This window comes from Pedobacter sp. GSP4 (genome assembly GCF_051857575.1).
In the GTDB taxonomy this organism is placed as follows: domain Bacteria; phylum Bacteroidota; class Bacteroidia; order Sphingobacteriales; family Sphingobacteriaceae; genus Pedobacter.
Window position 1 is genome coordinate 812218 of the sequence record NZ_JBPZIR010000002.1, and the last position, 16869, is coordinate 829086.

Here is a 16869-nt window from a genome sequence, read left to right on the forward strand (position 1 = left end):
TATAAACGATTTTAGCCATTATGATACCACAGCCCATCACCAGAAAAAACTTTATCAAAAGCTCTTCCATTTTACTTGCTGCAACCTGTTTGCCTACCGCTGAAACAACCGCAGCCGAAGAAAAGGTAAGCATCCCTGCAGGGCAAACCTTTACGTTAAAAAATGTGCGGCTCGAAACTGGTTTTACCTATGATGGTGATGAAGTGATTGGCACCAAAACAGCACTCTTTACCGTTTCTTTTGAAGAGGGAAAGATAAAAGACATCTTACCGAACAATTCAGCAGCTAATGCAACGGATGCAAAAGGTTGTTTAATGCTTCCGGCATTTAGGGATATGCACATCCATTTGGATAAAACCTATTATGGATTACCTTGGCAGGCGCACCTCAAAAAAAACAGAAGCGTAAAGGATATGATTGCCTATGAGCAACAGGTTATTCCAGAGCTATTAAAAACATCGGTTCCGCGTACGGAAAAACTTATCGGGCTCCTGCAGTCGTATGGTACCAGCTATGCCCGTTCGCACGTAAACATCGAACCAACATCTGGTCTGAATTCGTTGAAGAACCTTGAAACGGCCTTATTGCACAAAAAAAAATCGTTTCAGGCCGAACTGGTGGCTTTTCCGCAACACGGTATTTATTACACCAAATCGGAAGAGTTGATGAAAGAAGCAGCTAAAATGGATATTGATTTTATCGGAGGCCTTGATCCAACCAGTATTGATGGCGGCATTGAAAAACATATGGATTTTGTGGTACAGTTGGCTTTGGATCATGGTAAAGGCATCGACATTCACCTGCACGAATCGGGAGAACCTGGACTTAAAACCATCGAATATCTGATTGCAAAAGTGATGGAAAACCCAGTATTAAAAGGCAAAACATATGTAAGTCACGCATTTGCACTCCGCTATCTGGATAAAAGTAAAACAGAAGAAATAGCAGAAAAACTCGGTGCAGCAAAAATGGGTATTGCATCTACCATTCCATTTACAGGCACGCCTATGCCTATTCCAACGCTATATAAATATGGGGTAGATGTGGTAGCGGGTAACGATTGTATTGTCGATCATTGGAGCACCTTTGGTATAGGCAGCATTTTACAGAAGGCTAATTTAGCTGCGCAGGTTTATGGATACCGTACCGAGTTTGATCTTTCACGTATCTTAAAACTAGCCACTGGCAACGTTGTACCATTAACAGATAAGGGAGAAAGGCAATGGCCAAAAGCTGGCGATAAGGCTAATGTGGTGTTGATAGATGCCAGCTGCTCAGCCGAAGCTGTATCGAGGATATCTCCTGTGAAATCATTAATTCACGAAGGAAAAGTAGTTTTTTAAGGGATCAGTATGATAATTAAGAATTATCCCCTTAACTACCTTAATTTCTTAATCGTAAAAACTAAAGGTTCAGAATACTAAACATTAAGAAGTTAAGAACATTAAGCTGGAACCATACGCTTAACTACCTTAATTCCTTAATGGTAAAAGTGAAAAGCACAGAATAATTAAACATTAAGAAGTTAAGAACAATAAGCTGCAATCAAACCCTTAACAACCTTAATTTCTTAATGGTAAATACTAAAGGTTCGGAATAATTAAACATTAAGAAGTTAAGAACATTAAGCTGGAACCATACGCTTAACTACCTTAATTTCGTAATGGTAATAACTGAAAGGCTCAAAATAATTAAACATTAAGAAGTTAAGAACATTAGGCTGGAACCATACGCTTAACTACCTTATTTCGTAATGATAAAAATGAGAGCTCATCAAAGCAGCAATTGCTCACGCGAAATTTTAATCAGTTCCAACGCATTTTTAACCCCAAACTTCTGCATCAGATTTCTGCGGTGGGTTTCAATGGTTAATGGACTTACAAAAAGCATTTCGGCCATGGCTATTGTGGTCTTGCCCTCCTCAATCAGTTTTAGCACCTGTTTTTCACGTTTGGTAATTTTAGGTCTTTCATTAAGCTCATTAATAGCCGGTTTTAAGATAATATCTTTTACCTCTTTGCTGTAAGCTATTCCACCCAGCAAACATTCGTGAATGCAGGATACAATTTCACTAATGGGCGAATTTTTTAGCATATAACCCGAAGCCCCGTTTTGCAGCATCTGCATAATTAAAATACGTTCGGTGTGATTGCTCAAGGCTAAAACACTGATTTTAGGAGAAATCGATTTTATCCTCCGGCATAGATCCACTCCATTAACATCGGGCAGCGAAATATCCAGAATAACAATATCCACTTCATTTTCTTCGATAAAAGGCAAGCTATCCAGGCCGCAGGCAAAAATAGCTATCACATCAAAGCCTTTTTCTTTGGCCAGCAAACTTTCAAGTCCTGCTGCAACCACTGGATGATCATCTATAACCACAATTTTAATTTGTTCCTTACCGCTAAACATCAAGTTCTATATTTATTATTGTACCCTCATCTAGGCTCGATGAAATATCAAATGTGCCGTTTAAATACTCAACCCTGTTTCTGATATTTCCTATTCCCATACCACTTTTCTTATTGAGGCTTTTAACATCAAGACCCTTGCCGTTATCTTCGGCGGTAATATAAAACCTATTTTGATTCTGACTGCACTGCAGCAAAATTTCGGTTGCTCCGGCGTGTTTTAATACATTGGCAATAACCTCCTGCACAATCCGGTAAATACCAATCTGTTGCGACAAGCCTATGTTTCTACCAATGTTTATCGGTTGGAAATCTACATCAATATCTTTGGCCATTACACTTTCGCAAAGCTCTTTCAGGGCTGCTTCCAAACCATATTCCAGCAGAGTTTGCGGCATCATGTTCCGGGCAATGTTCCTCAATTCGTTTACCGAACCATCCAACTGGTTAATAATGCGCTGTAGTTCAAAATCATGTGTTTCCATATTATCGTTGTGCTTTGCCCAGCTAGAAAGGTTTATTTTTACACCGGCCAACATACCGCCAAGCCCATCGTGTAAATCCCGAGCCACCCGGTTACGCTCTTTTTCTTCAGCATCGAGCATGGCTTTTGTCACCTCAATCTGCTGTTTCTGCTCAAGTGCTTCCGATTTTTGTTTAAGGTTGATTTCCCTTTCTGTGGCTAACCTTTTATAATTGCGGTAATAAAAGAATATAAACCCAGCAAGGGCCAAAAGAAATATGGTGGCGGCCACAAGCAACCAGTTTGTTAAGCGCTGGTTTTTTAAGCTTAACAAATGCTGTTTCTGTGCGGCATTTAGTGCTGCAATCTTCTTTTTATTTTCGGCAGTGCGGTATTTAATTTCGAGGGTGTTCATATCTGCCTTTATCCGGCTTTCGCTTAAACTATCGCCCAAATGTTTACTGCGTTTTAGCCATCGGTATGCCTCGGCCATGTTACCTGTAGTAGCATAAAAGTTGGCCAATTTATCGGCATTGATTAACCGGTTACTGGCCAGCTTGTTTATTTCTTCCTTTTTTACCAGTTCAAGCAACAATTTTTCGGCTGCAGCATACTTTTTCTGTTCAAACAGTATTTCATATTTATCAAAGCCAAGTGCCTGCAAAATATAATCGTTACCCAGTTTTTTGGCCAATATTGTTCCTTTTTCTATATTCAGCAAGGCCTCCTGCTGTTGTTTGGTTGCCTTAAGGTACCAGGCAAAAATCTGATGGTAATTGAGCCAGAATATATCCAAATTGGCATGCGAAACTACATTTACCGATCCATTCAACAGCTTTTTGGCCAGATCGAAATACTTTTTGGCGGCAGGGTATTTTTCTAAATGGTAATAGCTTTCGGCAGTGGTTAAGTAAGCATTGATCTTTAAATAATTTTGATCAGGAGGTGTATGTTCGAAGTAGGCAATACCCTGGCCCGAATATAAAGCTGCCTTATCGTATTGCTTTAAATTAATAAAAAGAGTAGCAATAGAAATGTATTCGGTACCCACCAAAATCTCATCTCCAGCTTTTTTAGCAAGAGGCAGCACGCGGTTGATCAGCACATTCAGCGTAGTTTTTATTTCATCTTTATGCTGGTAAAGCAGTGCGTAGTTATGCCACAGCATGGTTCTTTGCCGGTAGGCCGCTTTAGATGTTAATGCAGCTAATTCTTTATCGGCCCTTAAATAACTGGCCTCGCTTTTGGCGGCATCGGTACTGGCGTAATAATCGCCCAAAAGGTAGTGATAGCGTCCCCTTAAAAATGGATATTTATGGGCATAGCCCTTTCCCTTTTCTAAATATGCTTTGGTTTTTACAGTATCCCTATCTACCCAAAAATCGGAAATTTTAAAATAGAGATGTGCCTTTATGCTATCAGATATAGTTCGAGCAGCCAACTGGTTAAGGCTATCGAGATACTTTTTATCCGACCCCGTTATCTGCGCAGGCAAATTTAAACTCAGGAGCAGGAAAGCAAGAAGCCAGCTGATTTTTCTCATGCCCTAAAATGCATTGTTTATGCCGCAAACTAAAATTTCATCAAAAAATACTGGAATACCAGTAGAAAAAATTACTGCTTTTGCCCGATTGACCAGCTTTATCCTATTCACGTATTTTGCTGTGAACAATGCTTCAACTCAACATTAACACAATAAAATACTTAAGCAGATTAACGCATCTCATTTAAATTAATATATAATAAAACCTATGAAAATTCAAAAAAAATCCTTGTTGATGGCCGGAATGCTGGCCTTAACTGTTCTATTCTCATGTAAAAAAAAGAGCGACGACCCAACTGGTGGAACGGAGGGTAAAAAAGCTAAAATTACCATCAGCCTTTCCAGCGAATTCAAAAAAGCAGAAAGCGATAAGTTTGATGTAACTGTTGTGGGAGCAAATGCTACCGGTACAACTATCGATTGGTTGGTAGATGGTGTTACGAAAAAAGGATCGGCCATAACGGTAGGTACCGATGATTTTAATGGTGGAAAAACCATTGTAATTGAATCGGCCAGTAGTTTTTATGCCGGCAATTTAAGTTTTGGTGGATTTGAATTCGGAGCTACCCCATTTACCGTAACCTACAAAATTGAAGTAAACGGTAAGATCATCGATCAAGGCTCAGAACGGATTGTAAAAGACAGGGATCCGCTGTTTATCAAACAATACCAGCTTTAAACATTAAACCAACAGCTGCCGTTAAAAACGGGCAGCTGTTTTTATATTCAGGCCAATCTACATCCACTCAATCATTCAATCCCTCAACCATTCAATCAATCAATCAATCAATCAATCAATCAATCCCTCATTCAATGAACTCCTTCACCGGTATCTCTACATAACTCTCATTAAACCAATTGATTTTTAGAGGTTCTCCTGCATCTTTTATGGTTTCTAGGCTCACATCCTTGCCTGTGCCATAATTTACCTGGGCAAATTCGTTCTTATTAATATTCAGCACCACCAATAACCTGTTTCCCTTATTAATCTGTTTGCTTACCAGCCGTGTTTTAAAAAAGGCCATTGTTTCTTTAACCCCCGGCTGTAACAGGTTGCGTTTGCTATGGTCGTTTAAGTAGCTTGCCCGTCCAAAGAAGTAAGAAAGTTCAAAGTATTCATTTTCTGGGCTTACCTCATAAAGCACCACACCAATATCAATATCACGTTTATTCAGTGTTGCGGCCAATAACCCCGAAAACATCCCATTAATCTGTATATCCTGTGTTAAGGGCTCGCTCATAAAGAAAAGTCCGTTACTGCGATCGAGTTCCTTTTTTATAATTGATGAAGGATAATAATCGTTATACCAGCTTTTGGTATCGGCCAGATCGATAACCTGTTCTAAACTGCCGCTCTTTTGAGGTTTAACGGTGCTAAGCAGATATGATGAATCTGATTGAGCATCCGTTAGGTAAAACTTTAAGTGTTTATCGGCCATTTTTTCTATCGATGGAGCATGCTGCCATCTATTTGTACCCATTACCTCATAATTGATCCTGTTTTTAAGTATTTCAGGCTTCTTGCCGTTTTTCAGAATATAATCGAGCCACTGAAAGGTAATTTCGCGTGTATTGATCAGCGCTACAGGATCTACCTGATAGCCTTTCAACACGGGCTTGCCGCCTTGCTGCGCACCAAAATGATCGTACGGGCCAATAATCAAATAGTGCTGGGCTTTCGGATTATACTGATAATGATCTTTAAGGTATTGCATGGCCGAAATCTGTCCATCATCATAGTAACCGGTAATGCTCAGCACAGGGATATTAATTTTACTAAATTCTTCTTGATATGGCACCATGTTCTGCCAATAGCTATCGTAATCGGGGTGCTTTAACCATTTTTGCAACCAGGGGTTTGGCGTACCATCTACGCTATCAATCCGGTTATAGGCAGCGCCCGAACTGTACCAATTCTGGCGCATCTTCCGCCAGCGTTCGTTATCGTTATTGACTTTATTGTCCAGGTATTTGGAATTGGTTACATAAAATGCCCACTGGTAATTGGCATTGATAAAAATGTTGTTTTCCATGGGTACACCTTGCCCCGGAATGGCCGCAACATAAGGTACAATGGTTTTCAGCGCCGGATGCAGGTATTTTGTAGCCGCCCACTGTGCAAAACCCGAGTAGCTTCCTCCATACATGCCTACTTTGCCATTGCTCCAGGGCTGTGCTACAATCCAATCGATTACACTGTTCACATCTCTCGCCTCATGTTCGTAGGGCTCTATAGTTTCGGGGCTTAAGCGTTTGCCTCTGGTATCGGCTACTATGCCTATGTAACCGTGATCTGCAGCTATTTTGGCAATCGCAATGCTGCGTTCCGTATCCGAATAGATGAAAAACATCAGTGCGGTAGGCAATGGCTCTTTTTGGTTGTTTTTTCTAACTACAACTGCCGATAATAAGTGACCATCTTTGGTTTTAATCATCACACTATCCTGAATAATATAATCCTGCGCCAAGCAGGTTTGCCTAAAAATAAGGCATAGCAATGCCATAAGGAGTACTTTTTTCATTTCCTTAATCTTTAATTAATAATTTAAACTTTTAAATTTTTCCTGTTCTTTTCAATAGGATCGATCTACGTCCGGATACCTCAATCAGCTCGCCGGTGCTCAAAGTGATGCTGAGTTTCCCACTTTCCAAAGTCTTAATTTCTGTTACATAATTTAAGTTGATAAGCTGTGTGCGGTTGCACCTGAAAAACAGCTCTTCATCCAATAATTTCTCCAGCTGATTGAGTGAGCTTTTAATCCAGGCGCGCTTGCCTTCAAAAAATATTCGGGCGTAGTTTTCTACCGACTCAATTAAGGCAACGGTTTCCCAGCTCACCAGAAAGTAGCCATCGTTGTTTTTAACGAATATCTTTTTATTAAGCTTAGCTGTATTAAACTTGACCTTTATTTTTTCGATAGCCTGTACAAAGCGCTCATCCCGAATGGGTTTAAGCAGGTAATCGAGTACGCCCACTTCAAATGCCTTAATCGCATACTGATCGTAAGCAGTAGTAAAAATTACTTCAGGTGCCATTTGCAAAGCCTCGAGCAGTTGAAAACCCGAACGGCCCGGCATCTGGATATCCAGAAAAAGTAATTCGGGCTGCAATATACCAATCAGCTTTTCTGCTTCATCGGCGTTGCTGGCCTCTCCTACCAGCTCGAGTATTGTTGAGGTAGCTATTAACCTTTTTAACTCCACCCGTGCATGACGTTCGTCGTCTACTATCAAAATCCTTATTTTCTTCATATCAGCGGAATGTTTAATGTGGCGGTAACCTGTCCACTTTTAGCTTCATCCAACTGTAAAGAAGCCTCTGCACCATAAGTTAGTTTTAGCCTTTCTACCAGGTTTTTAAAGCCTAAACCCTTGGTACGGTAATCAACATGTAAACTCCCCAGGTTGCTGATGGTAATATTCATCCATTTTTCACGCCGTTCGATATCTACAGTTACTGTTCCACCATTTTTGAGTGTAGCAATTCCGTGTTTAATGGCATTTTCAATTAAGGTTTGAACAGCAAGCTTGGGTATCTCCACGCGCATAAGCGATAAATCGATATTAAAATTGGATTGAAGACGTTCTTCAAAGCGCAGTTTCTCTAGGTCCAGATAATCCCTTACCAGTTCCATTTCTTTCGAGAGCGGTACCAGATCTGCTCCATCTTCTAATCCCGACCTTAATAAGCTACTGAGCAGATCGATACCGTGCCGTGCTGCCCGAGGATCTTCTTCCACCAATGATTTTATGGTATTTAAGGCATTAAAAAGAAAATGTGGATGGATCTGCGAAGAGAGATGAGCCAAACTTGCATCGCGGTTAATGAGTGCCAGCCGCGAATTTTCTTTTACCGCCCTAATTTCCCTTTGCGCGTACTGGTACAGGTGATAAGCCAAAATCCAGATAGACATGAGCCTGATGCCTGCCATAAATACATTTAACAGATTATGGCTCAAAAAAAGCGAAAAGCCTTCTGGTGCGCCAACATGGAACAGTTTCTTAAAAGCCCATATTTTTAAGCAGGTAACCACGGTGTAAAATACCGCCATAAAAAGAATAGCGGGGATAATCCTTTTAAGCAATGGCCCCAACTGTAAATGCTGCCAGCCATAGTGCAGCACAAATTGGCGGTAAAGATGCGTAATGGCAATGTAAAGCACTACATCGGTAATAAATTGCAGCACACCAATAAACCAACTAAAATGGGCGCCACTAAAGCCAATGTATCCCCAATACAAGGAGGCCACGCACCAACCAATTAACTGGCATTTCCAATATAATGATAGTTTGTTGCTTCTCTCCATACTCCAAAGCAACAAAATCTTCAGGATATAACCATAAAAAGTACAGGAACGCAGGTTTAAGGTGATGAGTGCGGTTTGGATGAGGATCAAGCAATCCAATCATTAAAATTATGATAGTTTCCTATAACTCATATTATTTTGATGATAGCCTATTTATCCCAAATTTTGCAGCATCAAATTTAAATAACATCAAAATGGAATATAGAAAATTAGGAAATACCGGCGTCGAGCTATCTACAATAACATATGGCGCATTTGCCATTGGTGGCACCATGTGGGGTGGCAACGAGAAAAAAGATTCGATTGAAGCTATACATGCGGCAATAGATAATGGCATTACCACATTAGATACCGCCCCTTTTTATGGTTATGGCCTTAGCGAAGAACTGATTGGAGAAGCCTTAAAAGGAAAAGACCGGAGTAAAATACAACTGCTAACTAAATTCGGATTGGTTTGGGATGGCAGCAACAACGGAAAAGGCGAACACTTTTTTGATATGCAGGAAGATGGTAAAACCCTTCCTATTTACAAATTTTCTTCAAAAGCAAACATTATTAAAGAAGTTGAAGAATCGTTAAAGCGCCTTAAAACCGAATATATAGATCTTTTACAGCAACATTGGCCTGATGCAAGCACTCCGATTGATGAAACTATGGAAGCGATGGAAACGCTGATCAAAAACGGAAAAATCAGGGCGGCCGGCTTATCGAACGCTGGGATTGATTTGATGCAGGAAGCAGGCAAAAGTTATGTGCCGGCATCTAACCAGGTTTATTACAGCATGCTCCACAGAGCTATAGAAAACGATATTGTACCATATGCTGTAGAAAACCACATTGGTTTGTTGGCTTATAGCCCAATGGAACGCGGCCTTTTATCAGGAAAATATTTTGAAAATAACCAGTTAAAAGCCGACGACCATAGAAATGGGTATTTCAGTCAGTTCGACTTTAAAAAAGTAGAAAGCTTTTTAGCAAAAATCCGCTCTATTGCTGAAGCAAAAAGCGCCACTTTAGCACAGCTGGTATTGCGCTGGACTACCTTACAAAAAGGAATTACTACCGTATTGGCCGGTGTCAGAAATGCAGAACAGGCTATTGCAAATGCACAGGCCATGCAGTTCGATCTTACCGCAGATGAATTGGGATTTATTGCAACTGAGCTTGAAAATTTTTAATTTTTACCAACCAAAAGTAGTAAGATTGCTTCGTACCTCGCAATGACGATACTGGCTGGGCGATCATTACAGGATGATAAGTTAAGGGCTTATGAGTAAAGAGAACATCATTATTACTTTGATTTGGTGCTCCTCATGGCAGGAGGCGTTCAAAATTAACAATGATTTCTTGCCACCTATAGTGGGAAGCTTTCATAGCAACAATGATTTAGTGTCACCTATGGTAGGAAGCTTTCATCGTTACAATGATTTAGTGCCACCCATGGAGGGGGGCTTTCATCGTTACAATGATTTACTGTCACCTATGGTGGGAAGCTTTCATTGAATTTAGCTCACGCTCGTTTCCAAACGGGTGTAGGATAACAAAGTCTTAATGGGAATTTGCTGCACATTTACCACGCAGTATATTAGAAAATAACCACAAAGACACAAAAACACAAAGAAATTCCTCCTCCGTGAACTCCGTGCATCCGTGGCAAACAATTGACAGCCATGGAGACACAGAAAGCACGGAAAAATAGACTTGGTGTGCTTTGTGCCTTTGTGGTAAAAAATAAACTCCCCCCAAAGGATCACAACCTAAAGGCTTATATACAACAAAGTCAGGCTTTAAAGGCCTGACTTTGTTAAAGTTTAAGATTTGGCTTTGGCCATATCAATCATCATGCTCAGCTCATCAACCGCAGCTTCATTGCTGCCATCAAAGCCGGTTAGTTTAAACCTTACATTACCAGCGGCATCAATTACAAATTTAGCGGGGATACCATTTACCTTGTAACTGCTTACCACTTTGTTTACCTTGGTTTCGGCATCTTTAACATCCATCAATACTTCGAACGAGTATTTCATGCTTTTGATGTAATCAGTTGCATCCTTAACCGGATCGGCTACTTTCTCCCAGGTATGGATAAAAAGGAATTTCACGTTTTCATCGTCTTTGTATTTGTTTACAGCCATTTGCATTGCCGGGAAAGATGCTTTACATGGGCCGCACCAGGTAGCCCAGAAATCGAGGATTACAATTTTACCTTTATAATCGGCCAAAGAAACCTGTTTGCCATTTAAATCGGTAAGCGTGAAGCCTGCCGCAGGTTCTTTTACCATATCTTTGGTTAACTGTTTGCTCAGGTTTTCTAAATAGGCTTTTCTAATGGCTGCAGCATAAGCATCGAAACCAGTTTCACTGCCTTTTAACTTTATATATAGCTTTTTAAAATCGGCAGCCATTTCTGGCGTGGCCTTACCTGCTTTAACCACTTCTTCCAACTTATCGTATGCCTCCTGGTTTTTGTTCAGTCCCATTAAAATCTGCGCATAACGGTAGTTTAAGCTTGGACTTAAGCTTGTTGATTTTTTGTAGGCAATTTCCGAATATTTCAGTGCCTCGGCATATTTTTTCCTTTCGAACAGAATATTGGCATAAGTACTGGTTAAGCCCGGGTAGCCCGAAGCCGAAAATTTGGCCCAGTTCTCGTTTCCTTTTTTCCCATCTATATAAGAAAAAGCATTGTCCATCCCTTTTTTTGCATAAATTTCGGCGTTGGCCAAATCACCATTTTTGTAAAATGCATTTGTGATACCTGAATACGCATTGCCTTTCCAAAAATCAACTTCAAGCATATTGGCATATTCATTTGCTTTTGCTACATTTTTTTCGGCAGCAAACTTACTGGCTACATTAGCCCTAACGTAATCATAAGCCAAACGGTCATCAACCTTGGTGTTTTCGTACAGGCTTGGTGGAAACTTTTTAATCCAACCTTTATAAGCTGTTTCAGCTTCTGCAGCAGTTTTAAGCAAGTAAAAATCTTTCGAAGCTGCGCTTCTGGCCTGCGTACCCAATGGGAAACGGGTAGCCAGATCACCGTAAATTGCTTCCGATTTTTTAGCATCGCCAATGCGGTAATAATAATTGGCAGCCGTTATTACATCCTTTTCAGTTTTAGCACCCGATAAATCGGCCAATTTGGCCCTTAATATCTGTTTATCGGCCGAATCTTTAGATACGACCAGTTTGTTCAGGTACTGAATCAGCGTATCGGCAGGTTTGCTATCCTGTGCCTGTGCTGCGCTGAGGGCAACTACCGATAACAGTAGCGAGCAGGCGGTTTTTAATACTTTCATATGGCTTTTTTTTTTTATTTTTTATGGAAAATGGCTACCGGAAATTGAAGTTTCAGGTAGCCTAAATTTAAATGCGTTAGTTATAGCCTGGATTTTGGGTAAGCTTGTTGTTCAGCAAAATCTGATCGGCACCAATAGGCAACAATTGTGCAGTTGTTTTCCAGGTTGGTTTTAATGCCCCTAAAACTGCATCGGCAGTACCGGTACGTTTTAAATCGAACCATCTGTTTGCAAATTCACCAAAGAGTTCCAATTTTCTTTCCTTGGCAATAGCTGCCAAAAGTGTGCTCTGTGCAGCAGCGTTCGTATTGCCCAGGCCTGCACGGTTGCGCACCACATTAATATCATCTTGTGCACCACCAATATTGGCCAGTTGCGCCCTGGCCTCTGCCCTGATCAGGTATTGTTCGCTTAAACGCAATAACACCGTGTATTCGTTACCCAATGTAGCTGCCGTGGCCGATTGTACCTTATACTTGTTGATCCTGTAGTATTTAATGGCATTAAAGGTTGTCGAATCTATCCACGAAGTTTTACGGTTATCGTTTAATTCGAAATCTTTGGTAAAGTTGTTATACAGTACATAGGCAGGAGGCGCTACGTTAGCGGCCGAACTGGCAGTACGGTAAGTACTGAAAGCCGATGCACCGAAGAGTGTAGACAACTGCAAAATGGTTTCGTTACTGGTGTTAACAAAGGCATTGGCCAATGTAGACATGCTATAAGTACCTGAACTGATTACCTTTGTGGCTTCGGCCTCTGCATTTGCATAATCTTTATTGTACAGATAAACTTTGGCCAGTAATGCAGTAGCCGCCCATTTATTTACCCTAACTTTTAAAGCCGCGCTTCCAACATACGTGGTAGGCAAAAGGTTCTGAGCATCTTTTAAATCACTGAAAATCTGCGCATAAACTTCGGCAACTGTTGCCCTTGGTTTAAATGCATTATCCAACTCGGTTACTTCTGAAGTAATGGGTACTCCACCATAAAAATTAACCAAGTTAAAATACATTAAGGCCCTGAAAAATTTGGCTTCACCACTTAACTGGTTTTTCACCGGTGCAGTCATTCCGGTAGAGCGGCCAATGCCATCCAAAATCAGGTTGCTGTACCTGATTACCTGATAAGAATAGTTCCAGATGTAGCTGGTGGGATTGCCGTTTGTTGGGGCAACCACATTCTGCGAAAACTGGATCAGATCGGCATTGGATGTGGTATTCTGCAGCTCATCTGCCATTAAACCGCCAAACCAGGTAGTATAACGTAAATGATCTACAGTTGAAAAGTAAGAATAAAGTGATAAGGTGGCACTGGTTGCCGAATTATCTGTGGTAAAAGCATCTTCTTTAGCAATGAGGTTATTGGCCAAATCTGCTTCAACAAACTTTTTGCAAGATGACAGTGCTGTTAAGACCAAGCACAATGCCATTATTTTTTTGAAAAACATATAGTTAATTTTCATGATTCCGTAATTAAAATGAACAGTTTAAACCGAATACAATGGTGCGCACCTGCGGAAAAGCAATATACTGGCCTGTACCCAAACCAGGTCCTGTGCCTGGTAAGGTAGTGTCAGGATCGTAGGTGTATTTCTGCTTGGCCCAGGTGTAAATATTCTGTCCCTGTGCATAAATACTCAGGTTGGCCAGTTTTAATTTGCTCGCTATCGCTTTAGGGAAAGTATAATTTAGGCTTACTGTTTTCAATTTTAAGTAAGAAGCATCTCCCCAGTTAACATCAGATGAAGTTAAGTTTCCGTATGATGGATCGTTAACGGTAGAAGCAGCAGGGAAAAGGGCTACATCGCCTACAGCAGCCCAACGATCAAGCAGAGCGGTACTCATATTCGTGTAGTTAATACCAGCGGGACTTGAACTTAACGTTGAATTTAATATCCCGTAGCGGTGGTTGTACTGGAACATAAAATCGAGTGCAAAACCTTTGTAGCTCAAGCTATTGTTCATACCCGCAAAATAAGGATGACCGTAATAGCCAACATACCTATCGCCAGCAAAGCTGATGCTGCCGTCGCCGTTCAGATCCTGATAGGTTGGCAAGCCTGTAGCAGGGTTAACACCTGTGTATTTATAAAACTTTCTGATATCAGTTGGTTGGCCGATGATATAAGAGCTGGCATAAAATGTATTTTCCAAGTTATCAAAAGCCAATAGTTTATTGCGGCTAATTGTTAAATTAAGATTGGTGGTCCACCTGAAATCGCCGGCAATTACGTTGATGGTATTCAGTTCAAACTCGAAACCTTTGGTTTGCACCGTAGCATTTAAATTGGCCGTATACCCGGTTGAACCTGTTTGAGATGGAATGGTAATGAAGTTTAACAGGTTGGAAACGCGGTTGCGGTAATAATCTGCTTTTAGTAAAATCCTGTCGTTAAAGAAACCCAATTCTACTGCTACATCCAGTTTCTTGTTGGTTTCCCATTTTAAATCGGGGTTTTGGATACTTGAAGGAATGTAGGTACTGGTTCCATCATAGTTGTAACTCGAACCGGTTGATGAATAAAGCGAAAGGTAGCCATAATTCGGTATCTGATCGTTACCGGTAATACCGTAACTGGCCCTAAGTTTACCAAAGCTTAAAAAGCTAAGGTCTTTCATAAAATCTTCCTGGGTAAAAATCCACGAAGCCCCTACTGCACCAAAATTCCCGAATTTGTTGTTACCACCAAAACGTGATGAACCGTCTCTTCTGTAGGTTCCATCCACAATGTATTTGCCTTTCCAGTTATAGTTTAAACGGCTAAAAAAAGCAGAATAACTGTAAACCGCATCGGCATTGTAACTGGTAACCACCGCCGAAGCACCTGCTAATGAATTAATCAGGTTTTCGTTGTTATAACCCGTACCGGTTAAATAAATACCTGTTGCTTTGGTGCGCTGAAAGGTTGTACCTACCAAGGCTTCTAAATTACCCTCGCCAATTTTGGTGTTGTACACCGCCTGCGGCTCAATAATGTAATTGTTGTTATCGTTATCGGTATACCTTAAAGAACTTACCTGTGCAGTTGCCGGGTTTTGAGAACTCGCAGGATTAATCTGCTGTTGCCTTAACCTGGTAGAGGTATATCCTAAATTGGCTTTAACCACCAAACCATTGATAATCCGGTAAGAAAGATTTACGTTGGTAAATAAATTGGTAGTTTGTGCATTGGTTGTTTTAGGATTATAGGATAAAGGGCTTGTAGCGGTCCAGTTTACCGATCCATTTGCATTGTAAAGCGGATAGTTTGGTGCCAGGTTATAAATGGTACTTAAATCGGTTGATGGCAAGAGATTTTTCATGTAGGTATAATTTACCGAACCATCGATATTAAACCTTCCATCGGCACTTTTATGGCCAGCGTTTAGCCTGCTCGAAAAAGTAGTTGCGCCGAAATCGCCGCCAAAAACAGTACTTTGTTTACGGTAAGTTGATGAGAACAGAAAAGAGTTTTGTGCATCGCCCCCGGTAACCGATCCGGTTGCGTTGGTGGTATGGCCGGTATTGCCAATAAAATATTTCTGCCAATCGGTATAAGCATTCTGATCCCAAACCGTTAAATCCAAAGCATTTGCAGCCGTTGGCGTAACACCCGATCTGGCAAACGCTGCCTTACGGGTAGCTAAATATTCCTGCGTATTCATCATCGGAATATAGTTGGCCACATTATTTACCCCCGTATTTACGTTAAAATTATAAGTGGTTTTGCCTTTAATTCCTTTTTTGGTGGTAATCAATACCACACCGTTCGATCCACGCGAACCATAAATGGCTGTTGCATCAGCATCTTTTAAAATATCTATGCGTTCAATATCTTCTGGCGCAATCATGCTGAACGGACTAACTCCCCCATTTGCGGCACTTACCCCATTCGCATTTAAGTTATCAGTAGCAGGCTGTGCACCGTTAAAAAGTGTAAAAGGAACGCCATCAATAACATATAATGGAATGTAACCCGCACCCGATACGCCCGAATAAGCCCCGCGGATGTTCATTCTTGCCCCTGCACCAGGCAAACCGTTATCCTGCGTAATCTGCACACCGGCAATTCTGCCCTGCAAAGCCAGCAGTGGGTTTTCTACCGTTTGCTTGCCTATTTCTTCGGCAGTAATCGAGCTTACCGACCCCGTGTTGTTACGCTTGGTTGTACTGCCATAACCGATTACCTGTACCTGATCTAATGCGGATGCCGATGGATTTAATTTAATATCCAACAGGCTTGCTGTTCCGCTCTGCAAAATGCCCTGTGTTATTTTAAGCTCTTTGGTTTCGTACCCGATGTAAGAGATAACCAGAACATCATTTTCGTTCAGCTCAAGTACAAAAGCACCTGTTGAGCTGGTTAACGCATATTTTTTGCTGCCCTTTACGGTAACGGTAGCACCTACCAAGGGGTTGTTCTTTTCATCAACTACCCTTCCGTTAAATCTTGATGCACTAAAAATAGCTCCAATCTTATCGATAAAAGATTTCTCTTCTTTTTTGATAAGCACCGTATGCTGCTCTATGTTATAAGTAAGTTCCTTTCCTTTTAAAAGATAATCGATTACCTCTTTCAAAGGGGTGTTCTTGAAATTCACGCTCACTTTTGCAGCATCGTTAAGGGTGCTTGTGGCATATAAAACCCTATAGTTGGTCTGTTTTTCTATTTCTTTAAAAACCTGGTCAACGGTTATATTTTTTGCCGAAAAGGTAAGTTTTTGAGAGAAACTGCTGGCACTAACATGCATGAGTAAGGTGGTCATGATGATGATGGTGAGCTTCATAATAAATAGGATTTTTTTAGGGATGCACGGCAAATGCCTCCCTTGATAAAAAGGATTAATATTCATACTTT

11 protein-coding genes are annotated in these 16869 nt (G+C 40.8%); 3 read left to right on the top strand and 8 right to left on the bottom strand.

Translation table 11 applies throughout. From position 1 onward, the window contains the following. Positions 1–20 precede the first annotated feature (20 nt). Entirely contained in the window at positions 21–1343 is a 1323-nt protein-coding gene (locus ACS5PU_RS06910) for an amidohydrolase (RefSeq protein ID WP_439458547.1), read from the top strand. Between the two features lie 430 nt (positions 1344–1773). On the opposite strand, the gene ACS5PU_RS06915 is transcribed toward ACS5PU_RS06910, so the two are convergent. Further along, positions 1774–2415 (bottom strand): response regulator, encoded by a 642-nt coding sequence (locus ACS5PU_RS06915; RefSeq protein ID WP_439458548.1) that lies wholly within the window; start codon positions 2413–2415, stop codon positions 1774–1776. Next, on the bottom strand, positions 2408–4420 hold the full coding sequence (locus ACS5PU_RS06920) for a sensor histidine kinase (RefSeq protein WP_439458549.1): 2013 nt from the start codon (positions 4418–4420) through the stop codon (positions 2408–2410). Before ACS5PU_RS06920 ends, ACS5PU_RS06915 begins: the two co-directional genes overlap by 8 nt. Positions 4421–4628: 208 nt before the next feature. On the opposite strand from ACS5PU_RS06920, the gene ACS5PU_RS06925 reads away from it, so the two are divergent. Further along, positions 4629–5099 (top strand): hypothetical protein, encoded by a 471-nt coding sequence (locus tag ACS5PU_RS06925; RefSeq protein WP_439458550.1) that lies wholly within the window; start codon positions 4629–4631, stop codon positions 5097–5099. A 127-nt stretch (positions 5100–5226) separates the two neighbouring features. On the opposite strand, the gene ACS5PU_RS06930 is transcribed toward ACS5PU_RS06925, so the two are convergent. Genes ACS5PU_RS06930 through ACS5PU_RS06940 form a run of 3 tightly spaced genes read right to left on the bottom strand, consistent with a single transcriptional unit; the run spans position 5227 to position 8826 of the window. Continuing rightward, the gene (locus ACS5PU_RS06930) at positions 5227–6942 is read right to left on the bottom strand and encodes a CocE/NonD family hydrolase (RefSeq protein WP_439458551.1); all 1716 of its coding nucleotides are present in this window, start codon (positions 6940–6942) and stop codon (positions 5227–5229) included. A gap of 31 nt (positions 6943–6973) precedes the next feature. Next, a complete protein-coding gene (locus ACS5PU_RS06935) occupies positions 6974–7672 on the bottom strand; it encodes a LytR/AlgR family response regulator transcription factor (protein WP_439458552.1) in 699 nt (232 codons plus the stop codon). Further along, positions 7669–8826, bottom strand: coding sequence for a sensor histidine kinase (locus ACS5PU_RS06940; RefSeq protein WP_439458553.1), 1158 nt, complete (start codon positions 8824–8826; stop codon positions 7669–7671). Before ACS5PU_RS06940 ends, ACS5PU_RS06935 begins: the two co-directional genes overlap by 4 nt. A 95-nt stretch (positions 8827–8921) precedes the next feature. On the opposite strand from ACS5PU_RS06940, the gene ACS5PU_RS06945 reads away from it, so the two are divergent. Further along, positions 8922–9905, top strand: a complete 984-nt coding sequence (locus ACS5PU_RS06945) for an aldo/keto reductase (RefSeq protein ID WP_439458554.1) — start codon at positions 8922–8924, stop codon at positions 9903–9905. 633 nt (positions 9906–10538) lie between these two features. Here the strand turns inward: ACS5PU_RS06945 and ACS5PU_RS06950 are convergent. The 3 genes from ACS5PU_RS06950 to ACS5PU_RS06960 form a co-directional block, all read right to left on the bottom strand. Continuing rightward, positions 10539–12029: a redoxin domain-containing protein gene (locus ACS5PU_RS06950; protein ID WP_439458555.1), complete on the bottom strand. Its 1491-nt coding sequence runs from the start codon at positions 12027–12029 to the stop codon at positions 10539–10541. Between the two features lie 76 nt (positions 12030–12105). Then, the gene (locus ACS5PU_RS06955) at positions 12106–13494 is read right to left on the bottom strand and encodes a RagB/SusD family nutrient uptake outer membrane protein (protein WP_439458556.1); all 1389 of its coding nucleotides are present in this window, start codon (positions 13492–13494) and stop codon (positions 12106–12108) included. A 10-nt stretch (positions 13495–13504) separates the two neighbouring features. Beyond that, a complete protein-coding gene (locus tag ACS5PU_RS06960; protein ID WP_439458557.1) occupies positions 13505–16798 on the bottom strand; it encodes a SusC/RagA family TonB-linked outer membrane protein in 3294 nt (1097 codons plus the stop codon). Between the last annotated feature and the right edge of the window lie 71 nt (positions 16799–16869).

Coding starts and splice junctions, on each gene's coding strand:
- ACS5PU_RS06910 (WP_439458547.1), top strand. CDS start 21: ATGATACCACAGCCCATCACCAGAAAAAACTTTATCAAAAGCTCTTCC.
- ACS5PU_RS06920 (WP_439458549.1), bottom strand. CDS start 4,420: ATGAGAAAAATCAGCTGGCTTCTTGCTTTCCTGCTCCTGAGTTTAAAT.
- ACS5PU_RS06915 (WP_439458548.1), bottom strand. CDS start 2,415: ATGTTTAGCGGTAAGGAACAAATTAAAATTGTGGTTATAGATGATCAT.
- ACS5PU_RS06925 (WP_439458550.1), top strand. CDS start 4,629: ATGAAAATTCAAAAAAAATCCTTGTTGATGGCCGGAATGCTGGCCTTA.
- ACS5PU_RS06950 (WP_439458555.1), bottom strand. CDS start 12,029: ATGAAAGTATTAAAAACCGCCTGCTCGCTACTGTTATCGGTAGTTGCC.
- ACS5PU_RS06960 (WP_439458557.1), bottom strand. CDS start 16,798: ATGAAGCTCACCATCATCATCATGACCACCTTACTCATGCATGTTAGT.
- ACS5PU_RS06955 (WP_439458556.1), bottom strand. CDS start 13,494: ATGAAAATTAACTATATGTTTTTCAAAAAAATAATGGCATTGTGCTTG.
- ACS5PU_RS06930 (WP_439458551.1), bottom strand. CDS start 6,942: ATGAAAAAAGTACTCCTTATGGCATTGCTATGCCTTATTTTTAGGCAA.
- ACS5PU_RS06945 (WP_439458554.1), top strand. CDS start 8,922: ATGGAATATAGAAAATTAGGAAATACCGGCGTCGAGCTATCTACAATA.
- ACS5PU_RS06935 (WP_439458552.1), bottom strand. CDS start 7,672: ATGAAGAAAATAAGGATTTTGATAGTAGACGACGAACGTCATGCACGG.